The sequence below is a fragment of the Trinickia symbiotica genome, from assembly GCF_002934455.1.
In the GTDB taxonomy this organism is placed as follows: Bacteria; Pseudomonadota; Gammaproteobacteria; order Burkholderiales; family Burkholderiaceae; genus Trinickia; species Trinickia symbiotica.
The window spans coordinates 36,008-59,190 of sequence record NZ_PTIR01000029.1 but is presented as its reverse complement, the minus strand read 5'-3'; the positions used below and the strand labels follow the sequence as shown (position 1 = coordinate 59,190).

Annotated in this window: 25 protein-coding genes; 13 read left to right on the top strand and 12 right to left on the bottom strand. The window is 65.3% G+C overall.

The window, feature by feature from the left end:
* Positions 1-249 precede the first annotated feature (249 nt).
* The gene (locus B0G57_RS28315; RefSeq protein ID WP_018443275.1) at positions 250-1,194 is read left to right on the top strand and encodes a hypothetical protein; all 945 of its coding nucleotides are present in this window, start codon (positions 250-252) and stop codon (positions 1,192-1,194) included.
* A 26-nt stretch (positions 1,195-1,220) separates the two neighbouring features.
* Here B0G57_RS28315 and B0G57_RS28310 read toward each other — a convergent pair whose 3' ends face one another.
* The 3 genes from B0G57_RS28310 to flgA all read right to left on the bottom strand — a co-directional run bounded on the left by B0G57_RS28310 (position 1,221) and on the right by flgA (position 3,789).
* Entirely contained in the window at positions 1,221-1,670 is a 450-nt protein-coding gene (locus B0G57_RS28310; RefSeq protein WP_018443274.1) for a flagella synthesis protein FlgN, read from the bottom strand.
* Positions 1,671-1,881: 211 nt separating this feature from the next.
* Positions 1,882-2,235: a flagellar biosynthesis anti-sigma factor FlgM gene (gene flgM, locus B0G57_RS28305; protein ID WP_018443273.1), complete on the bottom strand. Its 354-nt coding sequence runs from the start codon at positions 2,233-2,235 to the stop codon at positions 1,882-1,884.
* A gap of 219 nt (positions 2,236-2,454) precedes the next feature.
* Positions 2,455-3,789, bottom strand: a complete 1,335-nt coding sequence (gene flgA / locus B0G57_RS28300) for a flagellar basal body P-ring formation chaperone FlgA (protein ID WP_018443272.1) — start codon at positions 3,787-3,789, stop codon at positions 2,455-2,457.
* A 322-nt stretch (positions 3,790-4,111) separates the two neighbouring features.
* Here flgA and flgB point away from each other — a divergent pair, with 322 nt between their 5' ends.
* From flgB to flgL, 12 genes are all read left to right on the top strand, one after another.
* The gene (flgB, locus tag B0G57_RS28295; RefSeq protein ID WP_018443271.1) at positions 4,112-4,624 is read left to right on the top strand and encodes a flagellar basal body rod protein FlgB; all 513 of its coding nucleotides are present in this window, start codon (positions 4,112-4,114) and stop codon (positions 4,622-4,624) included.
* A 98-nt stretch (positions 4,625-4,722) separates the two neighbouring features.
* Positions 4,723-5,145: a flagellar basal body rod protein FlgC gene (flgC, locus tag B0G57_RS28290; RefSeq protein ID WP_020566496.1), complete on the top strand. Its 423-nt coding sequence runs from the start codon at positions 4,723-4,725 to the stop codon at positions 5,143-5,145.
* An 8-nt stretch (positions 5,146-5,153) separates the two neighbouring features.
* Entirely contained in the window at positions 5,154-5,876 is a 723-nt protein-coding gene (locus tag B0G57_RS28285; RefSeq protein ID WP_026230150.1) for a flagellar hook assembly protein FlgD, read from the top strand.
* A gap of 33 nt (positions 5,877-5,909) precedes the next feature.
* Positions 5,910-7,145 carry a flagellar hook protein FlgE gene (gene flgE, locus B0G57_RS28280; protein ID WP_018443268.1) on the top strand — a complete coding sequence of 412 codons (1,236 nt, stop codon included), beginning with the start codon at positions 5,910-5,912 and terminating at the stop codon, positions 7,143-7,145.
* 39 nt (positions 7,146-7,184) lie between these two features.
* Positions 7,185-7,943 carry a flagellar basal-body rod protein FlgF gene (gene flgF / locus B0G57_RS28275; RefSeq protein WP_018443267.1) on the top strand — a complete coding sequence of 253 codons (759 nt, stop codon included), beginning with the start codon at positions 7,185-7,187 and terminating at the stop codon, positions 7,941-7,943.
* 48 nt (positions 7,944-7,991) lie between these two features.
* Positions 7,992-8,780 carry a flagellar basal-body rod protein FlgG gene (gene flgG, locus B0G57_RS28270; protein WP_018443266.1) on the top strand — a complete coding sequence of 263 codons (789 nt, stop codon included), beginning with the start codon at positions 7,992-7,994 and terminating at the stop codon, positions 8,778-8,780.
* A gap of 72 nt (positions 8,781-8,852) precedes the next feature.
* Positions 8,853-9,551 (top strand): flagellar basal body L-ring protein FlgH, encoded by a 699-nt coding sequence (locus B0G57_RS28265; RefSeq protein WP_018443264.1) that lies wholly within the window; start codon positions 8,853-8,855, stop codon positions 9,549-9,551.
* Positions 9,552-9,553: 2 nt separating this feature from the next.
* Entirely contained in the window at positions 9,554-10,750 is a 1,197-nt protein-coding gene (locus B0G57_RS28260; protein ID WP_026230149.1) for a flagellar basal body P-ring protein FlgI, read from the top strand.
* 22 nt (positions 10,751-10,772) lie between these two features.
* Positions 10,773-11,768 (top strand): flagellar assembly peptidoglycan hydrolase FlgJ, encoded by a 996-nt coding sequence (gene flgJ, locus B0G57_RS28255; protein WP_018443262.1) that lies wholly within the window; start codon positions 10,773-10,775, stop codon positions 11,766-11,768.
* Positions 11,769-12,108: 340 nt separating this feature from the next.
* A complete protein-coding gene (locus B0G57_RS28250) occupies positions 12,109-12,876 on the top strand; it encodes a flagellar brake protein (protein WP_026230148.1) in 768 nt (255 codons plus the stop codon).
* A 144-nt stretch (positions 12,877-13,020) separates the two neighbouring features.
* A complete protein-coding gene (gene flgK, locus B0G57_RS28245) occupies positions 13,021-14,982 on the top strand; it encodes a flagellar hook-associated protein FlgK (protein ID WP_018443260.1) in 1,962 nt (653 codons plus the stop codon).
* 12 nt (positions 14,983-14,994) lie between these two features.
* Positions 14,995-16,233, top strand: a complete 1,239-nt coding sequence (gene flgL / locus B0G57_RS28240; RefSeq protein WP_018443259.1) for a flagellar hook-associated protein FlgL — start codon at positions 14,995-14,997, stop codon at positions 16,231-16,233.
* Between the two features lie 84 nt (positions 16,234-16,317).
* Here flgL and fliR read toward each other — a convergent pair whose 3' ends face one another.
* From fliR to fliJ, 9 genes are all read right to left on the bottom strand, one after another.
* Complete coding sequence (fliR, locus tag B0G57_RS28235) at positions 16,318-17,100, bottom strand: flagellar biosynthetic protein FliR (RefSeq protein WP_018442640.1); 783 nt, start codon at positions 17,098-17,100, stop codon at positions 16,318-16,320.
* 43 nt (positions 17,101-17,143) lie between these two features.
* Positions 17,144-17,413: a flagellar biosynthesis protein FliQ gene (gene fliQ / locus B0G57_RS28230; protein ID WP_018442641.1), complete on the bottom strand. Its 270-nt coding sequence runs from the start codon at positions 17,411-17,413 to the stop codon at positions 17,144-17,146.
* Positions 17,414-17,434: 21 nt separating this feature from the next.
* Complete coding sequence (gene fliP / locus B0G57_RS28225; protein ID WP_018442642.1) at positions 17,435-18,229, bottom strand: flagellar type III secretion system pore protein FliP; 795 nt, start codon at positions 18,227-18,229, stop codon at positions 17,435-17,437.
* The gene (fliO, locus tag B0G57_RS28220) at positions 18,230-18,802 is read right to left on the bottom strand and encodes a flagellar biosynthetic protein FliO (RefSeq protein ID WP_018442643.1); all 573 of its coding nucleotides are present in this window, start codon (positions 18,800-18,802) and stop codon (positions 18,230-18,232) included. It lies immediately after the preceding gene.
* Positions 18,799-19,275, bottom strand: a complete 477-nt coding sequence (gene fliN, locus B0G57_RS28215) for a flagellar motor switch protein FliN (RefSeq protein WP_018442644.1) — start codon at positions 19,273-19,275, stop codon at positions 18,799-18,801. The genes fliO and fliN overlap by 4 nt, the downstream gene beginning before the upstream one ends.
* The gene (gene fliM / locus B0G57_RS28210; protein WP_018442645.1) at positions 19,268-20,266 is read right to left on the bottom strand and encodes a flagellar motor switch protein FliM; all 999 of its coding nucleotides are present in this window, start codon (positions 20,264-20,266) and stop codon (positions 19,268-19,270) included. Before fliM ends, fliN begins: the two co-directional genes overlap by 8 nt.
* 91 nt (positions 20,267-20,357) lie before the next feature.
* Complete coding sequence (gene fliL / locus B0G57_RS28205; protein WP_018442646.1) at positions 20,358-20,855, bottom strand: flagellar basal body-associated protein FliL; 498 nt, start codon at positions 20,853-20,855, stop codon at positions 20,358-20,360.
* A 260-nt stretch (positions 20,856-21,115) separates the two neighbouring features.
* Positions 21,116-22,702, bottom strand: a complete 1,587-nt coding sequence (locus B0G57_RS28200) for a flagellar hook-length control protein FliK (RefSeq protein WP_018442647.1) — start codon at positions 22,700-22,702, stop codon at positions 21,116-21,118.
* A gap of 19 nt (positions 22,703-22,721) precedes the next feature.
* Positions 22,722-23,177: a flagellar export protein FliJ gene (gene fliJ, locus B0G57_RS28195; protein ID WP_018442648.1), complete on the bottom strand. Its 456-nt coding sequence runs from the start codon at positions 23,175-23,177 to the stop codon at positions 22,722-22,724.
* Positions 23,178-23,183: the final 6 nt, after the last annotated feature.

Genomic DNA, 23,183 nt, shown 5'->3' with positions numbered 1-23,183 from the left:
AGCTGCCGGCGCGAAGCCGACGGCGTCAGCCCCGGTAGCAGCATAGGGCGGCAATTTTAGTTGTCGTCGGCGGCGGTTGTAGTTGACGCCAGACAGACGCTGCTGCGGTTACCGTCTGAAGATTTGCGCCGGCAACTGGCAATATTGCTAGGAAGTAGCGGCCAAAGAACGCCCATACTCCCAAGAGAATGGCTTTGAAGCTATGCGGCATTGAGCCCCCGTTCATGCCAACACCCTTCGGAGACTCGCATGAATAGTGGGGCTGAAGGCAGCGAGAAAAAGCGCAAGGCTGCGTACTTTTACGCTCACCGCGGCGACGGAGAAATGTTTGAAATGGCCGTCGCAGGCAATCTCACTTACCTGCGCAAGAAAGAACTGAACGCGGCTGGCCGCGATCTGCTGCGCGTCATATCTCGCGATCGAGAAGCGTTTGAATCGCTGATGGCAGCGCGCCGTGCGCAGCGGCGCGACTTTGCGACGCGGTATCACCAGGCGATGAAAATGGCGGATGAGGCCAAAGCGACGCAAGAGCGGACGGAGGCGTGGCGCAAGCAGTTTGAGGCTATGCCTGATGGCCCCCCGAAGGAGGCTCGCATTAGTCAGCTCGCGGAAGTCGTCGAGGCGGCAGCTAAGAAGCTCGCATTCGCAAACGATGCCCTGGCACGCTTTGGCGAACGTGGGAAGGCCGCTCGAATGACGCTTCCCATCGATCCTGCTGCGATGCCGCTACGAGGCCTCGCCCCAACCAGTACCAAGCTGTATGTTCTGGGTCATGGAGAGGCGGGCGGCGATGAGCTGTCGAGTGCGCCGTTGGACGGCGAGTTTTTGCTCAAAGACGTGGCGCAAAGTTTGATGGCGAATGGCCTGTCGCCGGATTTCGAGGATTTCCGCATGGGTTCGTGCGAGTCGGCCGATGCTGAGACGCGAAACGCTTTTGGCGATGACTCCGCGTTGCATGATCGAGCGAGCTCCGTCAGCAGGGCGCCGGCTCAGATATTCGTGGACGAACTGCGTCTCGCGGGGTTTTCCCGTCCCCGCGTAACCGGATATGAAGGTTCGGGCGTGAAGTATCCCAGTGGGCCGAACCAGGAGCGGCTGCTCGGTACTCTCGAGGAGCCGATGGCGCGCGCACGTCGAAGCGCCGTGGCTCGAGTCTTCACTCGGCGAAACGTGGCGATGCCGTTGTCGTCGTGAACGAGTCGCGACGGCAACGGTTGCGCTTAAACGGCCGACATTCTTCCATCAGGCCCATACACGGTGGCCGCGCCGCCGCGCATCGAAGAAGAGGCTCCGCGCAAGACCGCGAGTGCCTTTTCGTTATAGTTCATCCGCACGCGAATCATCATGCCGTTGGTCAGGTTCGCGTGCCGCGCACGTTGAACCACGCCCTGCAGCAGCTTCCACTGATTGGCCACGCGCGCGTCGCCGGCGCCCGCGAGCTCCATCCCTTTCCAGCCGGCCGGTAAACCCATTTGGCGCAACTGCCCGTCCCGCTGCTTTTCGAGCGAGGCCAGCTTTTCGGTCAGTTCGGTTTTCTTTTCGATGATCGGAGGCAACTTCTCGAGCGGCGACACCTCGGCGAGGGCCTTTTGCTCGTATGCCAGAAGCGACGCGAACGCTTCGAGCGTCGCATGTTCTTCGATGAGGGTGTTCAGCAGGACGTCTTTCATCGGTTTCGCCAAAACACGAGCGCATGCGCCCGATCGATCAAATCAATCCAATCGTGTGCGACCGAAGGGAGTCCCTTTAGGGACGACCGCAGGAAGTCCCCGTGGGGATGACCGAAGGAAATCCCTTTAGGGGCGACCGAAGGAAGCCGCTGCAGGGACGACCGCCGGAAATCCCCAAGGGGACTGTCTCGGCAAAACCGAAGCTAGCGCGTCAGCCGCCCGACGATTGAGTTGCTTGCAGCAGATTGCGAGCGGTTTCCAGGATCCCGTCCGCGATCTTTCCGGTGTCGATCGTCAGCGTGCCGTCCTTGATGGCCTGCTTGATCGACTCGACTTGTGCTACGTCGATATCCGCCGCGCCCGATGTCGCGAGCGCGTGCAACTGCGACGACAGCCCCGACAAGCTGACGTTGGCGTCGCCGCCCGACTCGCCGCTCGTCGCCGGCGTATAAGCCGCACCGGCGTTCGCGGCGCCCGTGCCGCCTGCCGCGCCGCCCTGGCGCGTGCCCTGCACGCCGCCTTTCGTCGACGACAGGCTGGAACTGGTGGATGAATCGACTTTCACGATTGGCTTCCCGAGGATCTCGATTTGAGTGTGATATCGGCGCTCCTTACCGAAACTTTAGCGCAACCCGCCACCCCTTTGCCCGTCCTGTTTCCGCCTTTTCCCCATGCGCTGCCGATCCTTTCGCCGGCATTCACCCACTTTCGAATCACCTTTCAGTCGTCGTCAGGCCAGGCTCGCCCTTGTCCCGCCACAGTTAGGACCGCCCGAATCTCCGCTTCACATCTGGATTTCGACCGTCGAACCGTCCTTGACGATGCCCGAGATGATCTGCCCCCCGGGCGTCTTGACGCGCACTTGCTGGCCGGGCGACGCGTTGTTCATCACGCTGCCTTCCGACGAAATCGTGAATCCCGGGCCGACGGCGACGACGCGCACGGTCTGCCCGATCGTGACCGACGTCGCGCTGCGCAGCATGTCCTGCCGCAGCGGCATGCCCGCGCTGATGCGCGAGAGCGCGACGGCGCCTACCGCCTGCGACGGATCGGTGACGATCTCGCGCGGCAGGTTCGATAAGTCGCCCTCACGGGTCGTCAGGTCCGCCACCGTCAGCACGCTGCCCGGCTCGATCTGGCGGGCTGCCAGGTAGTAGGTCGCCTCGAGCGAGACGCGCGCCTGCAGGTAAAGCGTCCACGGGCGCTCGCCCGCGCAGCGAACCCCGACGGTCGTGCGGCCCCAGAGGCGCGCCCCGGGCGGCGTGAACGGCACCATCGTGGTGCAGGCGGCGAGCCCGCGCGCAAACGCGGGCGCGACCGTAACGGTGACCTTGCCGGGCAAGCCGACCGTCTGCTGTTCGAGGTAACTCTGCGCGACACGGCGGATCGATTCGCCGTCTTGTTGGCCGGAGGGTGCGGACGCACCTTGTCCCTGCGCAAGTGCCGCCGCAGGCGTCGCCGGTGCAAGCACCGGCGTTTGAGCGGGCGAGGGCGACGCCGGTACCGCGGGCGCGGCGGTAGGAGGAACGGCTTTCATCGATACACGCATCAGCGTGCCGGTGCCGGTGCCGGTGCCCGCGCTCGCGCCCGCGTTCGGCCCGAGGCGAGGCGGTTCACCGCGCGCCGCGAGGGGATCGATGCTGATGCCGGCGTCGTTCGCGCTGGCCGGCCGATCCACGATGATCGGCTGTGGCGCCCGAGCGGCACGCGGGGATGACGTGACGATGACAGGTGTGACACGCTGCTCAGCCTGATTCATCTTTTCGCGCCGCAACGCGACGCTAGGGGCCGGCGTTTCTGCCACGGCCACGGCCTGGCTTGCGTGTTCGCCGGGCCCCGGGATGACGATCATGCCACTTGCGGCGTTGGCATTGCCGCCCGCGACGGCCCCCGCATTCGCGGCAGCCGCGGTATTCGCCGCCGAGGCACCCGTTTCACCGGGACCGGGAATATAGATCTGTCCGCCGCTCACATGCTGCGCGTGAGCGGCCCCCATCGACAGCGCGCAGGCCGCGAACGCACCCACGGCCGCGCGCATCCATGCGCGCACGGCGGAACGCGCGCGGCGTCGGGACGCGCAAGCGGCCTCGAGCAGATTGATCGGCGACAGCGGCGACATCAGTTCAGTTTCTCCATCGGACGGGCCCCGCGCTCATTGCAGCTCGCACTGCACGCTGCATCGCATTGCCTGAGCGCACGGACCCCATGACTGCTACGGCATTCTAGGAGTCAGTCGATTGGCGCAAACGTTGAATAGAGGGCTGCTTCCCCGGTTATTCGTCCGATTGCGGGTTGCGCCTCGCCCCTAATATCCATCCCATGTGAAAAAGCCTTCCCGGCGCGCGCATGCCGTACGCTTGTCGTCGCCCGGGAGCCGTCAACCGTCACTCGTCTCGCGCCGCGAGTCGAAGCCAAGCTTGGCTGGCAACGGAGAACGCTCGATGCTGGATCAACTCGATGCCAATTTCGCTTTCAACCGCGAGGCGCTCGATGTGCGCGCCTATCGGCAGGAATTGCTGTCGTCGAACATCGCGAACGCGGACACGCCGGGCTACAAGGCGCGCGACGTCGATTTCTCGTCGTCCCTCGCCGGCGCCCTGAAGAAGGCGGGTGCGTCGGGCAGCTCGAGCGCGACGACGATGGCCGGCACCTCGAACGCGGCGCCGCTGCCGATGGCGCAGCCGGCCGGCGTGACGGTGAGCATGTCGATGGCGGCGACCGAGGCCGGCCACATGTCGGGCAACGCGAAGCTGATCCCGGTCGGCGGCGACAGCGGAAGCTATGGCCAACTCGCGTACCGCGTTCCGAGGCAGCCCGCGCTCGACGGCAACACCGTCGATCTCGACGCCGAGCGCGTGCAGTTCGCCGACAACTCGCTGCACTACGAAGCGGGGCTCACGGTCGTCTCGCAGCAGATCAAGGGAATGCTCGCGGCGATCACGTCGGGCGGCTGACGCCGACGCGCGCCTAAAACGATGAACGATAAGCGACCGATGAATTCGATAAAACGCTACGGGGTTAATACCAAAGGCCGCAAGGAGGCTATGCCGCCATGTCATTGATGAACATCTTCACCGTCGCGGGTTCGGCGCTTTCGGCCCAATCCGAACGGCTCAACGTCACCGCGTCGAATCTGGCGAACGCCGACAGCGCGACCGGCCCCGATGGTCAGCCTTACCGCGCGAAGCAGGTCGTCTTCGCGGTGAAGCCGATCGGAGGCGCGGCCACGAGCTCGGGCCAGCAGGTGGGCGGCGTCGAGGTGACGAACGTCATCGACGATCCCACGCCGATGAAGACGACTTACGACCCGAGCAACCCGGCGGCCGACGCCAACGGCTACGTGACGATGCCGAACGTCGACCCGGTGCAGGAAATGGTGAACATGATCTCGGCCTCGCGCTCGTATCAGGCCAACGTCGAGACGCTGAACACCGCCAAGAATCTGATGCTGAAAACCCTGACGATCGGCTCGTAAGGAGAGACCTGTTGAGCTCCACTTCCAGCACTTCCAGCGCGAGCAGCGTCTCGCAGCAGCTGCTCAATACGATGAACGGCACGTCGTCGTCGTCTTCGACGACGAGCTCGTCATCGTCGACGGGCTCGTCGTCCGCGAGCGATCTGCAGACCACTTTCCTGAAGCTGCTCGTCACGCAGCTGCAGAACCAGGATCCGACGAACCCGATGGACAGCTCGCAGATGACTTCGCAGCTTGCCCAGATCAACACGGTGTCGGGCATCAGCCAGTTGAACACGACGCTCACGTCGCTCGCCTCGCAACTGCAGGCAGGACAGAACGCGCAATCGTCGCTGCTCATCGGCCAAAACGTGCTCGTGCCGGGCACTTCGGCGATCGTCTCGAGCGGCAAGTCGCCGGGCTTCGGCGTCGAGCTCACTTCAGCCGCAACCGACGTGCAAGTCACGATCAAGGACTCCTCGGGCAACCTCGTCAACACGATCGACCTCGGTGCGCAATCGGCAGGCACGATTCCCGTCTCGTGGACGCCGACCGATTCGTCGGGCAAGACACTCAGCGACGGCACCTACACGATTTCGGCCGCGGCGACGGTCGGCGGAAAGACGAGCAGCGTCACTACGCTTTCCGGCGAGCAGGTGCTCTCCGTCATCCAGCAAAGCTCTGGCACGACGGGCCTGCGGCTCTCGGACGGCTCGACAGTCGACGCGACGAGCGTCGCCGCGATCCTCTAATCGAATTCCGGACTATCCGAACGGAGACCAGCAATGGGCTACCAGCAAGGTTTGAGCGGCCTGGCCGCGTCGTCGAGCGACCTCGACGTGATCGGCAACAACATCGCCAATGCGAACACGGTCGGCTTCAAGCAGAGCACGGCCGAGTTCGCCGACGTCTACGCGAACACGATCGCCACGTCGGTCAATAACCAGATCGGCATCGGCACACAGCTCGCCAACGTTCAGCAGGACTTCGCGCAGGGCACGATCAACACGACGGGCACGGCGCTCAACGTCGCGATCAACGGCCAGGGCTTCTTTCAGATGTCGAACAACGGCGCGCTCGAGTACTCGCGCAATGGCGTCTTCCAGCTCGACAAGAACGGCTTCATCACGAACGCTCAGGGCCTGAAGCTCATGGGCTACGCGGCCAGCGCGGGCGGCGTCGTCAACACGGCGCAAACGGTGCCGATCCAGATTCAGACGGCGAACATCGCTCCCGTGGCGACGCAAAACATCACGGCGCAGCTGAACCTCAACTCGCAGGACACGGTGCCGACCGTCACGCCGTTCTCGGCCACGAACGCGCAGACCTACAACTACTCGACCTCCATACAAGTCTACGATTCGCTGGGCGGCTCACAGCAAGTCAACATGTACTTCGCAAAGACGGGCTCGGGTACTTGGGATGTCTACGCCGGCACGAGCGGAGCGGTGACCCAGATCGGGACGGTCGGATTCAACTCGTCGGGCGGATTGACGTCTACCACCGCGACCGGGACCGCCTCGACGTCGGGCACCGGCCTTCTGACGTTCCCGATTACGACCAGCGACGGCAGCACGTCGCCACAATCGGTCACGCTGAACCTGACGGGCACGACGCAATACGGCAGCACGGACGGCGTCAACAATCTCGCTCAAGACGGTTATGCAAGCGGCCAGTTGTCGAACTTCACGATCGGCGCGGACGGCACGGTCACGGGCAACTACTCGAACGGCAAGACGCAGACGCTCGGCCAGATCGTGCTCGCCAACTTCTCGAACCCGAACGGCCTGCTGAACCTGGGCGGCAACGAGTTCCAGCAGACGTCGGATTCGGGCGTGGCGCAGATCTCGGCCCCGGGCAGCACGAACCACGGCACGCTGACGGGCGGCGCGGTCGAGCAATCGAACGTCGATCTGACGACGCAGCTCGTCGACCTGATCACGGCGCAACGCAACTATCAGGCGAACGCGCAGACGATCAAGACGCAGCAGACCGTCGATCAGACGCTCATCAACCTGTAACGGCTGACGTTTCGATCGATATCGCGGGGAGTTGAGCGAATGGACCGATTGATCTACACGGCGATGACGGGCGCGAGCCAGGCGCTCGAGCAGCAGGACGTCGTCGCCAACAATCTGGCGAACGCGTCGACGACGGGTTTCCGGGCACAGCTCGCGGCGTTTCGCGACGCGCCGCTCGCGTTCGGCGACGGCACGACGATCAACACCGACACGACGCGCACGTTCGTGCTCTCGTCGACGCCCGGTGCCGACTTCTCGCCGGGTCCGATCTCGCAGACGGGCAACCCGCTCGACGTCGCCATCGAGGGCCCGGGCTGGCTCTCGGTGCAGACGCCCGACGGCAATGAAGCGTACACGCGCGCGGGCAATCTGCATGTCGATCAGAACGGTCAGCTCGTCACGCCGAACAACCTGCAGGTGATCGGCACCGGCGGCCCGATTTCGGTCCCGCCGGGCGCCGATGTGACGATCGGCAAGGACGGCACCGTCTCGGCGCTGATCCCGGGCAATCCGCCCACGGCGATCGCCACCATCGATCAGTTGAAGCTCGTGAATCCCGATCCCGCCACGCTCCAGCGCGGCAACGACGGGCTCTTCCGCACGGCCGACGGCCAGCCCGCGGACGCAGACCCGACGGTGCAGGTGGCCTCGGGCGCGCTCGAAGGCAGCAACGTGAACTCGGTTGCGGCGATGGTCGCGATGATCACGAACGCGCGGCAGTTCCAGATGCAGACGAAGCTGCTTCAGACCGCCGACCAGAACGACCAGTCGGCCAACCAACTGCTGCAGTTCAGCTGATCCGCGCACCTCGTGTGAGCCGATCGATCTACCAGGAGAAGTTTAACCGTGAACCGCTCGCTCTATATCGCCGCCACGGGCATGAACGCCCAGCAGGCCCAGATGGACGTGATTTCGAACAACCTGTCGAACGTCAGCACGAACGGGTTCAAGGGCTCGCGCGCCGTGTTTCAGGATCTGATCTATCAGACGCTGCGCCAGCCCGGTGCGAACTCGACGCAGCAAACCGAGCTGCCGTCGGGCAGCCAGGTCGGCACCGGCGTCGAGCAAGTGGCGACCGAGCGTCTTTACACGCAGGGCAACCTGCAGCAGACCGGCAACTCGACCGACGTCGCCATCAACGGTAACGGCTTCTTCCAGGTGCAGATGCCTGACGGCACCACGGCCTATACGCGCGACGGCGGGTTCCAGAAGAACGCGCAGGGACAGCTCGTCACGGCGAGCGGCTATCAGCTCATTCCGGCGATCACGATCCCGAACAACGCCACGTCCCTCACGATCGGCACTGACGGCGTCGTCAGCATCACGGTGGCCGGCTCCACGAACACGCAGAACATCGGCACGCTGCAGCTCGCTACGTTCATCAACCCGGCCGGCCTCGAGTCGAAAGGCCAGAACCTCTTCTCCGAGACAGCCTCGTCGGGCACGCCGAACGTGACAACGCCGGGCCTGAACGGCGCGGGCATGGTCCAGCAAGGCTACCTGGAGGCGTCGAACGTGAACGTCGTGCAGGAGCTCGTCAACATGATCGAGACGCAGCGCGCGTACGAAATCAACAGCAAGGCCGTTCAGACTTCGGACCAGATGCTGCAGACCCTCAGTCAGATGTCGGTGTAAGGGTCGGCCGTGTCGTCGTCGAAGATCAGGCGGTAGAAAAAGATGTCGCAAACGAGCCCCATTCCGTTTCGCATGCGCACCCTGCGCGCGGCGCTCTCGCTGGTTCATGCGGGCGCGTTGGCCGGCATGCTCGCGGGCACGCTGGCCGGTTGCGCCCAGATCGAGCACCGGCAGCCGATCACGCAGCAGCCGATGACGGCCACGCCGCCCGTGCCGCCGCAGCTTCAGCCGCCGGGCTCGATTTACAACCCCGGCTTCGCCGGCCATCCGCTCTTCGAAGATCAGCGGCCGCGCAACGTCGGCGACATCCTGACGATCGTTATCCAGGAAAACATCAACGCGACGAAGACGTCGGGCGCGTCCGCGAATCGGAACGGCTCGACGGGCTTCTCGGCAACCGGGCCCACCGGCGTGCTGCCCGGTCTCTTCAGCCACTTGAACGGCTCGGGCACCGGGACCAACACGTTCTCTGGCACGGGCGGCGCGAACGCGTCGAATACGTTCAGCGGCACGATCACCGTGACCGTCACGAACGTGCTGCCGAACGGCAATCTCGTCGTGAGCGGCGAGAAGCAGATGCTCATCAATCAAGGCAACGAGTTCGTCCGGTTCTCGGGCGTGGTGAATCCCAATACGGTCACCGGCGAGAACACCGTCTATTCGACGCAGGTGGCCGACGCCAAGATCGAATATTCGGCGAAGGGCTACATCAACGAAGCCGAGACGATGGGCTGGCTCCAGCGTTTCTTCCTCAACATAGCGCCGTGGTGATCATGAAGACGGACTTCGCCCGACGCGTACATGCAGTGTTGCACCGAATCGCCGTACTGACGCTTGCCGCCGCCACGATCACTTGCGGCGTTTTTGCCGGTGTGGACGCCGCGCACGCCGAGCGCCTGAAGGACCTCGTCTCGATCCAGGGCGTGCGCGACAACCCGCTCATCGGCTACGGTCTCGTCGTCGGACTCGACGGCACGGGTGACCAGACCTCGCAAACGCCGTTCACGACGCAAACGCTCGCGAACATGCTCGCGAACCTCGGCATTTCGCTGCAAAGCGGCAGCGTGAACGGAGGCAACAATACCGCGCCGAGCAGTATCTCGAACATGCAGCTCAAGAACGTCGCCGCGGTGATGGTGACGGCGACGCTGCCGCCTTTTGCGCGCCCGGGCGAAGCGATCGACGTGACGGTCTCCTCGCTCGGCAACGCGAGCAGTCTGCGCGGCGGCACGCTGCTGCTCACGCCGTTGAAGGGTGCCGACGGTCAGGTGTACGCGCTCTCGCAGGGCAACGTGGCCGTGGGCGGCGCAGGCGCGCGGGCCAACGGCAGCCGCGTGCAGGTCAATCAGCTCGCGTCGGGCCGGATTCCGGCGGGCGCCATCGTCGAGCGCGCGGTGCCGACGCAAGTCGCGCAGGCAGGCGGCACGATGCAGATGGAGCTGAACGACATGGACTACGACACGGCACAGCGCATCGTGTCGGCGGTCAACAGCCGGTTCGGCGGCGACACGGCCACGGCGCTCGACGGCCGCACGATCCAGTTGCGCGCGCCGGTCGACCCGACGCAGCAGGTGGCGTTCGTGGCCGAGCTCGAGAACATCGACGTCAAGCCGGCCCAAGCCGCGGCCAAGGTGATCCTGAACTCGCGCACCGGCTCGATCGTCATGAACCAGATGGTGACGCTGCAAAACTGCGCCGTCGCGCACGGCAATCTGTCGGTCGTCGTGAACACGACGACGGCCGTCAGCCAGCCCGGCGCGTTCTCGAACGGAACGACCGTGGCGACGCCGCAATCGCAGATCCAGTTGAAGCAGGACAACGGGGCGCTCAAGTACGTCACCGCCGGCGCGAATCTCGCCGACGTCGTGAAGGCGCTGAACGCGCTCGGCGCCACGCCGGCCGACCTCATGTCGATCCTGCAGGCAATGAAGGCCGCCGGCGCGCTGCGCGCGGACCTTGAAATCATTTGATGCGCGGCTTACGGAGACGCAGATGGACTCCAATCTACCGAATGCCAACGTCGACTTGACGCAGCGCTTCGCGCTCGATTTGCAGGGCTTCGACAGCCTGCGCGCGCAGGCAGGCGCCTCGCCGCAGCAAAGCCTGAAGACGGTCGCCAAGCAGTTCGACGCCGTGTTCCTGCAGATGATGCTCAAGAGCATGCGCGAGGCGACGCCGAGCGACGGACCGCTCGATTCGCAAGACGGCAAGCAATTGACCTCGATGCTCGACGAGCAGCTTGCGCAGTCGATGTCGTCCAAAGGCGTCGGCGTGGCCAATGCGCTGATTTCGCAACTGTCGCGCAACGCCGGGCTTGCCGGCAGCAATGCGAGCGCGGGCGGCGGCGCGGCCGGCATGCTCGGCGCGATGACGGGCGGCGGCAACGCCGGCGGCGCGGACGCGGGCAACACGGCCATGCTCAATGCGCTTGCGCGCGCCTACTCGAACTCGGCGGCGAACGGGGCGCTGGCTGGCGGCTCGGGCTACTCGGCGGCGAGTGCGCTGACGCCCCCGTTGCGCGGCAACGGCGAGTCGCCGAAAGTCGATGCGTTCGTCGAGAAAATGGCCGCGCCGGCCCAGGCGGCGAGCGCGGCGACGGGCATTCCGGCGCGCTTCATCATTGGCCAGGCCGCGCTCGAATCGGGCTGGGGCAAGGGCGAGATCAAGAATGCGAACGGCACGCCGAGCCACAACGTCTTCGGCATCAAGGCGACGAAGGACTGGACCGGCAAGACGGTCACGGCCGTTACGACCGAGTATGTGAACGGCAAGCCGCAAAAGGTCGTCGAGAAATTCCGCGCCTACGATTCCTATGCCGATGCGATGACCGACTACGCGAAGATGCTGCGCAACAATCCGCGCTACGCTTCCGTCGTCAACAATTCGCATGACGCGGCGAGCTTCGCGCGCGGGATGCAGCGGGCCGGCTATGCAACGGATCCGCACTATGCGCGAAAGCTGATTTCGATCATGCAGCAGATGGTTTGATCGAGCGGCAAAAAACGGGAAAAACTCACGCAACGCGCTGCGGCTATATCGAGTGCGACGGGGCCAAGCGGGAGAAAAGACGGTGAAGACCGGCCGTACGAAAGGCGGCCGGTCGAAACCGCAGTCGATGCCCAACCTGGGCGGGGTGCGCTCGTCGTCACGATTGCACCCAAAAAACAGAAAAATCAGTCAAACTATAAAAAATTTTCTGAAGGGCTACTAAACTTTGCACGTTTGATGCCGCTAATCAGATAGTCCCTGTTCGGATCGCTGTAAAGCATTCGAAAGCATGCGCGCAGGCGCCTTCGGGGCAGCGCGTTACTACGCATACGGCAAGACCATGGATACCAATCAGGCGAACGACTCGACTTCGGATGCCGCTCCGCACGCCGCTGAGCCCGAGTTCGATTTCGGCCGGCGCAACCCGCTCGAGATCGGCGTGCAGTTGCGCAACCTCGCCAATCGGGGAGACTTCCTGACCGTCCAATACAAGGGCGGCCAATTCGTGACGCGCATTCTCGAAGTCGACGTGCGCGCCCGCACGTTCCTGTTCGATTGGGGTGCGCTGCCCGAGCAGAATCGCGGCGCGCTCGCCTCGCCGGCGCTCACGTTCCGTGCCTCGCCCGAAGGCGTGCGCGTCGAATTTTCGACGGCCACGCCGACGGAAATGCGCTTCGAGGGGCTTCCCGCATTCGAGGCGGCGTTCCCCGAGGTGCTCTTCTACGTGCAGCGGCGCGAGTACTTCCGCGTCGACGCGCCCGTGCTCGATCCTTACTTTTGCCGCGGCACGCTGCCCGAGGGCGACACGTTTCGCTTCGAGATTCACGATCTCTCGCTCGGCGGCATCGGCCTGCGCACGACGGACGAGCGGGTCAGGGAACTGCCGATGGGCGTCACGCTGCCCGAGGTCGAGGTCAATCTTTCCGGGCACGGCACGCTTTCCGTCGACCTCGAACTCGTCTCGATGCGCTCGACAGAGCTGCCAAATGGCCTCAAGCGCTTCCAGCTCGGCATGCGCTTCGTTTCGCTGCCGGGCAGCGCCGAGAACACGCTGCAGCGGATCATCACGCAACTCGAAATGAAGCGGCGCTCGCTCGTCAGGGCGTAGGTCAGGGCGTAGCCGGCGGGGAGCGGCGTAACGCGACGAAATGCGCTCTCGCCCTTAAATTTTCTTACCGACGGCCGATATACATCTGTTGGCACTCTCTCAACAGGCGGCGGCACGTATGCCGGCCGCCCTCCAGGATGAAGCATGTCAAGCAGCGATATCTTCGGCATCGGCTTGTCGGGCCTCGCGGCCGCCCAATGGGGCTTGACGACGGCGGGCAACAACATCAGCAACGCGTCGACGGCGGGCTACACGGTCGAGACCAATGTCTACGCCGAGTCGGCGGGACAGTACACGGGTTCGGGCTATTTCGGCAGCGGCGTGACGACGGTCACGGTCCAGCGCAACTACAGCCAATACCTCAGCACCGAGCTCAATAACGCCAATTCGACGGGAAGCGCGCTGACCGCCAATTACACCATGGCGTCTCAGCTCAACAATCTCGTCGGCAGCCCGACGACGGGCATCTCGGCCGCGATTTCGGCCTATTTCACCGGATTGCAGAACGTCGCCAATGCGCCGAGCAATCTCGCCAATCGCCAGACGGCGATCAGCGACGCCCAAACGCTCGCGTCGCAGCTCAATGCCGCCGGTCAGCAATACGATCAGCTGAGGCAAAGCGTCAATCAGCAGCTCACGCAGTCGGTCAACCAGATCAACAGCTATACGCAGCAGATCGCACAGCTCAACGTTCAGATCAAGAACGCGAGCTCGCAAGGCCAGCCGCCGAACCAGTTGATGGATCAGCGCGATCAGCTCGTTTCGCAGCTCTCGCAGCAAGTCGGCGTGTCGGTCGTCCAGAATTCGGACGGCTACAGCGTCTTCCTCTCGAGCGGCCAGCCGCTCGTCGTCGCCAATTCGAGCTTCGATCTCGGGACGGCCGTGTCGGCGGGCGATCCGAGCGAGCTCGCCGTCACCTACAACGGCCTGCACGGTGCGGCCCCGGCGTCGGCGACGAAGCAATACGTGTCCGACAGCACGCTGTCGGGCGGCACCTTGGGCGGACTGCTCGCATTCCGCAGCCAGACGCTCGACCCCGCGGAGTCGCAGCTCGGCGCGATCGCGACGAGCTTCGCCGCTCAGGTCAACGCGCAAAACGCGCTCGGTATCGATCTATCCGGCAGCGCGGGCGGCAACCTGTTCACCGTGGCCGCGCCGACGGTTTATTCGAATTTGCAGAACACCGGTAACGCCACGCTCTCGGTTGCATTCGCGAATCCATCGACGCCGACAACCGACGACTATTCGCTTTCATTCTCGGGCGGCACCTACACGCTGACCGATACGACGACGGGCTCGGTCGTCGGCACCTCGGCGTCCATCGCGACAGGCAGCCCGGGCACGACGATCGGCGGCCTCGTGCTCACCATGCCGTCCGGCTCGATGAACGCCGGCGATTCGTTCACGATCCAGCCGACGCGCGGCGCGCTCAACAGCTTCGCGCTCGCGACGACGAACGCCTCGTCGGTCGCCGCCTCGTCGCCGGTGCTCGTCACGGCCTCGAGCACGAATACGGGCGCGGCGACGGTCACGCAAGGCACGGTCTCAGCCGGCTATTCGCTGCCGAGCAACGTCACGCTGACCTATACGGCCGGATCGCCCGGAACGATCACGGGTTGGCCCGCGGGCGAGCAGTTGTCCGTCAATGGCGGAGCGGCGATTACGACCACGGGGGCGACGTCGATCAGCTATGCGTCGGGCGACAGCTTCACGCTGAACGGCGTGTCGTTCACGATCAGCGGCACGCCGTCCAATGGCGACACGTTCACGATCGCCAAGAACACCGGCAATGACGACGGCCGCAACGCGCTCGCGATGTCGAACCTCGTGTCGAGCACCGTGTTCTCGAACAACACGACGCTCACGGGCGCCTACGCCAACTACGTCAACAACATCGGCAACGCCGCGAGCCAGCTCAAATCGGCGAACACGGCGCAATCGGCGCTCGTCTCGCAGATCCAGTCGGCCCAGCAGTCGGTGTCGGGCGTGAACCTCGACGAAGAAGCCTCGAACCTGCTCAAGTATCAGCAGCTTTATCAGGCGAACAGCAAAGTGATTCAGACCGCCGAGACGATGTTCCAGACGCTCATCGGCGCCATTCAGTAAAGGGTCCAGGCCATGCGCATCTCGACGGCACAGTTTTACAGCCAGAGCGTCCAGTCGATGGACAATCAGCAAGGCGAGCTCAATCAGCTCTACCAGGAGATTTCGACCGGCAAGTCGCTGCTGACGCCGGCCGACAATCCGGTCGGCGCCGCGCAGGCGGTGCAGCTCACGCTGACGTCGGAGACGCTCACGCAGTACACGACGAATCAGAACTCGGCGCTTTCGGCGCTGCAGCTCGAGGACAAGACGCTCCAGAGCGTGACGAGCGTCATGGCGAGCATCAAATCGCTGATCACGCAGGCGGGCGACGGTTCGCTCACGGACTCGCAGCGAGGGGCGATCGCGAAGACGATGGAGGGCTACCGCAGCCAGCTGCTCTCGCTCGCGAACACGAGCGACAGCAACGGCAGCTATGTCTTCTCGGGCTTTCAGTCGAAGACCGCGCCGTTCTCGAACAACGCGTCGGGCGGCGTGAGCTACCTCGGCGACAACGGCGTGCGCGAAGTGCAGGTGGCGAACACGACGACGATCGCAACGAACGACAGCGGAGCGAACGTCTTCCTGACGGTCCCGGGCCTCGGCACGTCTCCCGTGGCGGCAAGCTCGCCGTCGAACACGGGCAACGGCACCATCACGCAGCAACCTGTCATCACGGACCCGACCGCCGTGTCGAACAGCGACAGCTACACGATCACGATCGGCGGCACCTCGGCGGCGCCGACCTACACGATCGCGGACACCTCGCCGACGGGCGGCACGACGACGACGGGGCCGTTCACTTACAGCGCGGGGGCGTCCATTGCGCTCGGCACCGGCATGTCCGTGACGCTTTCGGGCAACCCGAACCCGAGCGACACCTTCACCGTGACGCCGTCGACGGCCTCACAGAACAGCAGCCTCTTCACGTCGATCGACTCGATCATCTCCGCGCTGCAGACGCCGACGACCGGCAGCGGGGCGGCGGGAGCGTCGCTGGCGAATGCATTGTCGGCGGGGACCGTGCGCTTTCAGAACTCGTTGTCGGCCATCAGCGTCGTCCAGGCATCGGTCGGTGGGCGCGAGCAGCAGCTCAACGCGCTGCAGACCGTGACGCAGACCAACTCGGTGCAGACGCAGAGCAACCTCTCGAACGTGACCGATATCGACATGACGTCGGTCATCAGTCAATACGAGCTTCAGCAGACGTCGCTGCAGGCCGCTCAGCAAAGCTTCGTCAAGATCCAGGGGATGTCGCTGTTCCAGTATCTGTGACGTGCGTCGACACGCTCGGGGCTAGCCCCGGCGTGCCAACATGAGGCAGGCCCCTTGCTGTGCGAGGGGCTTTTTTTCAACCGTTCAACGCATCCCCGCCGCGACGCGACCCATCGCCTCGGTGCCGAGATCGAACAGCCTGGCGAAGAACGGGATCATGTTCGGCAGCATCAGTTGCAAGAGCAGCAGGCCCACGAGCAGCGTCACCGAAAAGCCCACCTGAAAGATGCCGATCTGCGGCGCGGCGCGGTTGAGCACGCCCAGCGCGAGGTTCGCGATCAAGAGCGCGACGACGACGGGCAGCGCGAGCAGCAGCCCCGCCGAGAAGACGGCGCCGCCCCATTGGACGAGCGCGTTGAATCCGCCTCGGCCGAGCATGTCGGCGCTGACCGGTATCGTCTGGAACGAGGCGGCGAGCGAAGTGATGAGTTGCAGGTGGCCGTCGAGCGCCAGGAATGCGAGCATCGCGATCGTGCTCATGTAACGGGCGACGACTTCGGCCGAGGCGTTCGAGGTCGGATCGAAAAACGTCGCGAACCCGAGCCCCATCTGCAGGCCGACCAGCGTGCCCGCTTGTTCAACGGCCGCGAACGCGAGCTGCATCGTGAGCCCGAGCGCCGCGCCGATCACGAACTGGTTGACGAGAATCCAGATGCCGGTCGCCGAGAACACGGTCGCCTGCGGCAGCGGCGCGAGCGTCGGCGAGACGACGAGCGTCAGGAACGCGGCGAGACCGATCTTGACGCGTGCGGGCACCGACGACTGACTGACGACGGGTGCCGTCCCGATCACGGCCGCGATGCGCGCGAAAGGCCAGAGGAACGCCGTCATCCAGACGTTCAACTGCGCATAGGTGACGGTGAACATCGGGTCCGTTGAAGAGACAGAGCGGGAGACGAGCCGCGCCGGCCTACCCAGCCATCGAAGGAATGCTCGTCAGCACCTGGCGCATGTAGTCGAGCACGATCGAGAGCATCCACGGCCCCGCGATGACGAGCGTCAGCGCCACGGCGACGAGCTTCGGAATGAAGCTCAGCGTCGCTTCGTTGATCTGCGTCGCGGCCTGAAAGAAGCTCACGAGCAGCCCGACCACGAGCGAGATGACGAGCGGCGGCGCGGTAATGAGCAGCGCGACGTACATCGCCCGATGCGCGAGCGTGAGGACGGATTCCGGCGTCATTCTCTGCGACTCCTGGCGAATTTATGAGGCGAAGCTCTGAGCGAGCGAGCCGATCAACAGCTGCCATCCGTCGACGAGGACGAACAGCATCAGCTTGAACGGCAGCGAGATCGTGATCGGCGAGACCATCATCATCCCCATCGACATCAGCACGCTCGCCACGACCATGTCGATGATCAAAAACGGGATGAAGATCGTGAAGCCAATTTGAAAGCCGGTCTTCAGCTCGCTCGTGACGAACGCCGGCACGAGCAGCGAAAGCGGCACATCCTCGGGCCCTTGCATCGGCGGCGCGTGCGAGATCCGCGCGAAGAGCGCGAGATCCGATTCGCGCGTCTGGCGCAGCATGAACGTCTTGAACGGCGCCAGGCCGCGCTGCACGGCCACGTCCATCGAGACCGCGCCCTCCGAGAATGGCTTGTAGCCGTCGTTGTACGCCTTGTCGAGGACCGGCGACATCACGAACAGCGTGAGAAAGAGGGCGAGGCCGACGAGCACCTGGTTCGGCGGCGTCGTCGCCGTTCCGAGCGCCTGTCGCAGCAGCGAGAGCACGATCACGATGCGCGTGAAACTCGTCATCATCAGCACCATCGCCGGCAGGAACGACAGCATCGTCAACACGAGCATCGTCTGCACGGTCAGCGAATAGGTCGTGCCGCCGTTCGCGCCCGGTGTCGCGGTGAGGGCGGGGAGACCTGCGGCCTGCGCGAACGAGGAGGTGGGCGCGAGCGTAAGCGTCAGCGCGATCAGCGCGAAAGTGACGGACGATGCGGCTCGCGCGAGCCGCGCCGCCCGCGCGGTCGAGCACAACGACATTTACTTGCCTCCGCCCGAGGGCAGGAAAAAACGCTTCTTCGCCTCGGCCGCGAGCGCGGCGCGAAAGCGCGAGCTGAATGAGGTAGGAGACGCGGGATGCCCGCCGTCGGGCCCGCCCGAGCCCAATCCGCCGCCCGCGGTATGCGCGGCATCTTTCGAGCCCGCCGGCAGCGTATGGAGCAACCGCACGTTGCCGGGCGCGGCGCCGAGCACGAGCCAGGTGTCACCGATCTCGACGACGGCCACGCGCTCCTTGCCGCCGAGCGAGACGCCGCCGACCGTCCTCACGATGTGGCCGCGCGCACCCGGCGCGAAGCCGGTGCGCCGTGCGACCCATGCGCAGGCGAGCACGAGGGCCACGACGGCGGCGAGGCCGAAGAGCGTCTGCAAAACGGCGCCGATGCCGAGCGACGGCGCCGCGGTGCCGGCCCCGACGGCCGACGCGATGCTCGCGGCGTGATTGACGGCGTTCATGTCGGCGGCGAGCGCGCTGCCGGGCAGCGCGAACAACGCGAACAACACGAACAACACGGCCAGCGCGCCGGCCGCGGGCCGGCGCAGCACTTCGATCATCGGTTCAGCTTCCGGATGCGTTCGGACGGCGTGATGATGTCGGTGAGCCGGATGCCGAACTTGTCGTTGACGACGACGACTTCGCCCTGCGCGATGAGGCAGCCGTTCACGAGCACGTCCATCGGCTCGCCGGCGAGGCCGTCGAGCTCGACGACGGAGCCCTGTGCGAGCTGCAGCAGATTGCGGATCGCGATCTTCGTGCGGCCGAGCTCCACGGTCATCTGGACCGGGATGTCGAGGATCATGTCGATGTCGTTGCGCGTCGACGTCGGCGCGACTTTCGAGAGCGGCTGGAACACGCCGGCCGCGGCCGTCGGCGCCTCGTTCGAGTTCTGCTCGGCGAGCGCGCTCGCCCAGTCGTCGAGGCTCGCTTCGTCGCTTGCCGCGGCGGCGGCCTGGGGTTCCATCGCCGCGGCCATCTGGGCTTCGGCCGCGTGGGTGCCTTCGTTGGGCGTGGCGTTGAGGTCACTCATATCCAGCTTCCTTCATCGTATCGGCCGCGCTGATCATCTTTTGCACGCGCAGCGCGTATTGACCATTGAAAATTCCGTAGCCGCATTCCATGACGGGCACGCCATCGACCTTCGCCACGATGTGCTCGGGGATGTTGATCGGCAGCACGTCGCCGGCCCGCATGTTGAGAATGTCCTCGAACGTCACATCGATGGCGGCGAGCTCGGCCGTCAGCTCCACTTCGGCCGCCTGCACTTGCTGCGACAGCACGCGCACCCAGCGCCGGTCGACTTCGAGCGCTTCGCCCTGGATCGGCGAGGAGAGCACGTCGCGAATCGGCTCGATCATCGAGTACGGCATGCAGATATGGAGCGTGCCGCCTGTCGGCCCGAACTCGATCGAGAACTGTGTGACGATGACGATTTCGTTCGGCGTCGCGACGTTGGCGAACTGCGTATGCATCTCCGAGCGTACGAACTCGAATTGCAGCGGCCGCACGCTCTTCCAGGCCGTCGTGTAATGCTCGAAGACGAGGTTCAGCAGCTTGCCGATGATGCGCTGCTCGGTGGCCGTGAAGTCGCGCCCCTCGACGCGCGTATGAAAGCGCCCGTCGCCGCCGAACAGATTGTCGACGACGAAAAAGACGAGGTTCGGATCGAACACGAACAGCGACGTGCCGCGCAGCGGCTTCACGTGCACGAGATTCAGGTTCGTCGGAATCGGCAGGTTGCGCGTGAACTCGCTGTACTTCTGCACCTTCACAGGCCCGACGGAGATTTCCGCCGTACGGCGCATGAAGTTGAAGATGCCAATGCGCATGAGACGAGCGAAACGCTCGTTGATGATCTCGAGGCCGGGCATCCGGCCGCGGACGATGCGCTCCTGCGTGGCGATGTTGTAGGGACGTACGCCCGATTTGTCGCCGTGCTCGGCAGCGGAGTCGGACTCGCCCGTAACGCCCTTGAGGAGTGCATCGACTTCCTCTTGGGACATGAACTCTTCGTGGCCCATCGCGCTTGTTCGTCCCTCGTTTGATGAGATCGCTCAGGTGGCGTCGGTTGGTGCCCGGTGTGTCATGTCATGCACCCGGGCGCGCACGCCGCTACTGGACGACGAATTCCGTGAACAGCACTTCCTCGACCTGCACGGGCGGCGCGCCCGCATCGGTCGGTTGCTGCACGAGCGACTGCAACTCTTTCGCGAGCGCGCGCTTGCCGTCGAGCGTCGAGAGATCCTCGGGGTGCTTATTCGACAGGTCGAGCAGGATCCGGCTGCGCAGCTCGGGCATATGCTCCGTCAGGCGCGCTTGCATCTTTTCGTCGGCGAGCTTGAGCGTCAGGCCGACGCGCAGGTAATGCTGGCCGTCGTCGGAGAGCAGGTTCACCGTCATCGGCTCGAGGGCGAAGAAGACGGGCGGCGCGGGCGGAGGCGGCGGCGCCGGCTTGCCCGGGGCGCTCTTCGCCAAAAAGAAGTACATGCCGCCCGCCGCCGCGCCGGCCGCGACGAGAGCGATCAGGAGGATCAGCACGATGCGCTTAACCTTGCCCGTCGTGGCAGGCGGGGCGACGTTCTGCTGAGTGGCTGCGGTCGTGGAGGCCATGAAAATGCGTTGCGTGTGAGCGGTAGGATGGATTGTTGGCCAAACGGGGCGCCAACGATAAGCCGAAAAGAAGGGACATTCGACGCCATCTCGTCCGTTTGGCGCGGGCTGGCGAGCGGATCGCGCCCGCGTTGACGTCGGCCGCCGCCGGCGCGCCCAAATGCGACTTTCTCGGAGGGGCGACGCCGAGGGGCGCGTTCAGGGCGCGCGCTTATGCTGATTGCCTCAGCGGCGACACGCCCCGATGCATCGTCGATGCTTCAAGCGAACGTGTCGACGAGCCCCGTCGTGCGGCGCGAGGGTAGCGTGCTCGTCGTGGCGACGGTGCCGTCGATCGCATCGTCGGCGCCCGCGCGCCGCGAGCCGTTCCGGCCTCCGCCGCCCGATTGATATTGCTGGTTGGCCTGGCGCGCGGACCCGTCGCTGACGCTTGCGCTGCCGAGGCTCAAGCCCCCCGATTCGAGCGCGTCGCGCAGCTTCGGCAACGCCGCTTCGACGGCTTCGCGCACTTGCTGGTGCTGCGAGACGAAGAGCGCATGCGCATGGTTGTCGGCCACTTGCAGCACGACCTGCAGCGGGCCGAGCTCGGGCGGGTTGAGGGTGAGCTCGGCGCTTTGCTGATGCGCGTTCGAGAGGAAAACGACCTTCTGGGAGAACGCGTCTTCCCACTCGTCCGTGCCGACGGTCGGCGCAAGCGAGGCGGCGCTTGCTGCCGCGCTGGCCGTCGTCGTCGCGCCGGCCGCGCTCGATGCCTGAGCGGTCTGTGCCGCCTGCGCGGCTTGCGCCGTCTGGGCGTCCGTCAATGCGGCATGGGCCGCGTCGGCGACGCCCTTCAGCGCCGCGGCGTCCTGCGAATCGCCGCCGCTCGCCGCCACTGCCTGCGCGGCCGTCGAAGCGGCCGTGCCGTCTTGCGAGACGGTCGTGCCTTGCACTGCCTTCGCGGCTTCCGGCGTGCCCATCGCCGGCGCGCCATTGGCATTCTTGCCTTGGCCCGTGAGCGAAGCGAGCGCCTTCGAGGCCAGCGGGGAAGCGCCGGCGCCCGTCGTCGAGCCACCGCTGCCGCCGAGCATATGCGTGCCCGTGCTCGCTGCCGACGATCCGCTCGAGGTGGCGGCCATGCCGGCCGCGGTGGCCTGCGTGCCCATCTGCGCGGCAAGCGCGGCTTCGATCGCGTCGCGCACCGACTTCGGCGCCGTGCTTGCCGGCTTGGCGTTGCCCGTCGCCGTTACGCCGGCGAGAGCGGGGTCGCCGCCGTCGGAGCTCGACGACGTGCCGGCGTCCGTTTGCGTGCCGCCTTGTCCCGCGGCGTTGCCGGCCTGTGCCTGCGCCTGGGCGGCGGCAGCGGCTGCCGCCGCGGCGGCCGCGGCTTGGCTTGCCGCGTCGGCACCGGCGTTTTGGGCGGCGCTCGTCTGCCCGTCGCTCGATTTGCCGTTCGTCGCCTTGCCGGTGCCGCTTGCGCCGTTCGCGCCGTTTCCGCTCGCCTGAGTCGAGCCTTGCGCCGATGCCGAGCCGTCGCTGGCGCTCGTGCTGGCCGTGCTCGAGTTATCGCTCGCACTGCTAGACGCGTTCGCGCTGCCCGCGTTGCTTGAACCGCTAGCGCTGCTCGAGCTGCTCGATGCGGCCTGCGTGGACGATGAGGCATCCGACGAAGCGCCGGAACCGGCGTTGCTCGACCCGCTGCTTGGCGGTTGCGCCGCGGCCTGCTGCTGAGCGTCGATGCTTTGCTGCAAGGTTTGCGCGAACGACGGGCCGCCGGACGCGCTCGAGCTCGCCGAGCCATCGGCCGCGCTCGCCGGCGTGCCGGCGCCGACGCCCGTGAGCGAACCGAGGAAAGAAAAGAGCGACATGGGAAAAGTCCTCTGACAGTCAGTTCAGCTGATCGCGGCGCTCCATGCGCAGCATTTTCGCGGCATGCTCGTCCGCTTCGCGCTGCTCGCGCCGCGCGGCGACGCGCGCCTCGGCGGCTTCGCCGCGCGCGGCCAGCACCTCGTACGAGCCGAGCTTGCGCTTCTGACGCTGCCATTCGGGCTTGGCCGCCTCGACGCGCGAGGTGGCCGCCGCGAGCAGGCGCCGCTGTTGCTCGATGGCGCCGTCGAGCGTGTCGATGAACGCTTGGAAGTTGCGCCAGTTGCCGGCCGGCATGCCCGATTGCGCCGCCGTCGAAAAGCTCGCGTGGTATTCGTCGCGATAGCGGATCAGCGCTTCCAGCTGCGCTTCGACATCGGCCCGTTCGCGCTGGACGCGACCGAGCTGCCGCGCGGCCGCGTCGACATCGTCCTGGGCCAGATCGATCAGCGTCTTGATCGGAAAATCGTTCGTCATCGCCGG

Excerpts from the sequence above, each read along its gene's own strand:
- fliL (WP_018442646.1), bottom strand. The coding sequence starts at position 20,855 with ATGGCCTCCACGACCGCAGCCACTCAGCAGAACGTCGCCCCGCCTGCC.
- B0G57_RS28310 (WP_018443274.1), bottom strand. The coding sequence starts at position 1,670 with ATGAAAGACGTCCTGCTGAACACCCTCATCGAAGAACATGCGACGCTC.
- flgA (WP_018443272.1), bottom strand. The coding sequence starts at position 3,789 with ATGTCGCCGCTGTCGCCGATCAATCTGCTCGAGGCCGCTTGCGCGTCC.
- fliN (WP_018442644.1), bottom strand. The coding sequence starts at position 19,275 with ATGAGTGACCTCAACGCCACGCCCAACGAAGGCACCCACGCGGCCGAA.
- flgE (WP_018443268.1), top strand. The coding sequence starts at position 5,910 with ATGGGCTACCAGCAAGGTTTGAGCGGCCTGGCCGCGTCGTCGAGCGAC.
- flgL (WP_018443259.1), top strand. The coding sequence starts at position 14,995 with ATGCGCATCTCGACGGCACAGTTTTACAGCCAGAGCGTCCAGTCGATG.
- fliR (WP_018442640.1), bottom strand. The coding sequence starts at position 17,100 with ATGTTCACCGTCACCTATGCGCAGTTGAACGTCTGGATGACGGCGTTC.
- B0G57_RS28315 (WP_018443275.1), top strand. The coding sequence starts at position 250 with ATGAATAGTGGGGCTGAAGGCAGCGAGAAAAAGCGCAAGGCTGCGTAC.
- B0G57_RS28200 (WP_018442647.1), bottom strand. The coding sequence starts at position 22,702 with ATGTCGCTCTTTTCTTTCCTCGGTTCGCTCACGGGCGTCGGCGCCGGC.
- fliJ (WP_018442648.1), bottom strand. The coding sequence starts at position 23,177 with ATGACGAACGATTTTCCGATCAAGACGCTGATCGATCTGGCCCAGGAC.
- flgK (WP_018443260.1), top strand. The coding sequence starts at position 13,021 with ATGTCAAGCAGCGATATCTTCGGCATCGGCTTGTCGGGCCTCGCGGCC.
- fliO (WP_018442643.1), bottom strand. The coding sequence starts at position 18,802 with ATGATCGAAGTGCTGCGCCGGCCCGCGGCCGGCGCGCTGGCCGTGTTG.
- fliP (WP_018442642.1), bottom strand. The coding sequence starts at position 18,229 with ATGTCGTTGTGCTCGACCGCGCGGGCGGCGCGGCTCGCGCGAGCCGCA.
- B0G57_RS28265 (WP_018443264.1), top strand. The coding sequence starts at position 8,853 with ATGCGCACCCTGCGCGCGGCGCTCTCGCTGGTTCATGCGGGCGCGTTG.
- fliM (WP_018442645.1), bottom strand. The coding sequence starts at position 20,266 with ATGGGCCACGAAGAGTTCATGTCCCAAGAGGAAGTCGATGCACTCCTC.
- fliQ (WP_018442641.1), bottom strand. The coding sequence starts at position 17,413 with ATGACGCCGGAATCCGTCCTCACGCTCGCGCATCGGGCGATGTACGTC.
- flgF (WP_018443267.1), top strand. The coding sequence starts at position 7,185 with ATGGACCGATTGATCTACACGGCGATGACGGGCGCGAGCCAGGCGCTC.
- B0G57_RS28260 (WP_026230149.1), top strand. The coding sequence starts at position 9,554 with ATGAAGACGGACTTCGCCCGACGCGTACATGCAGTGTTGCACCGAATC.
- flgC (WP_020566496.1), top strand. The coding sequence starts at position 4,723 with ATGTCATTGATGAACATCTTCACCGTCGCGGGTTCGGCGCTTTCGGCC.
- B0G57_RS28250 (WP_026230148.1), top strand. The coding sequence starts at position 12,109 with ATGGATACCAATCAGGCGAACGACTCGACTTCGGATGCCGCTCCGCAC.
- flgJ (WP_018443262.1), top strand. The coding sequence starts at position 10,773 with ATGGACTCCAATCTACCGAATGCCAACGTCGACTTGACGCAGCGCTTC.
- flgB (WP_018443271.1), top strand. The coding sequence starts at position 4,112 with ATGCTGGATCAACTCGATGCCAATTTCGCTTTCAACCGCGAGGCGCTC.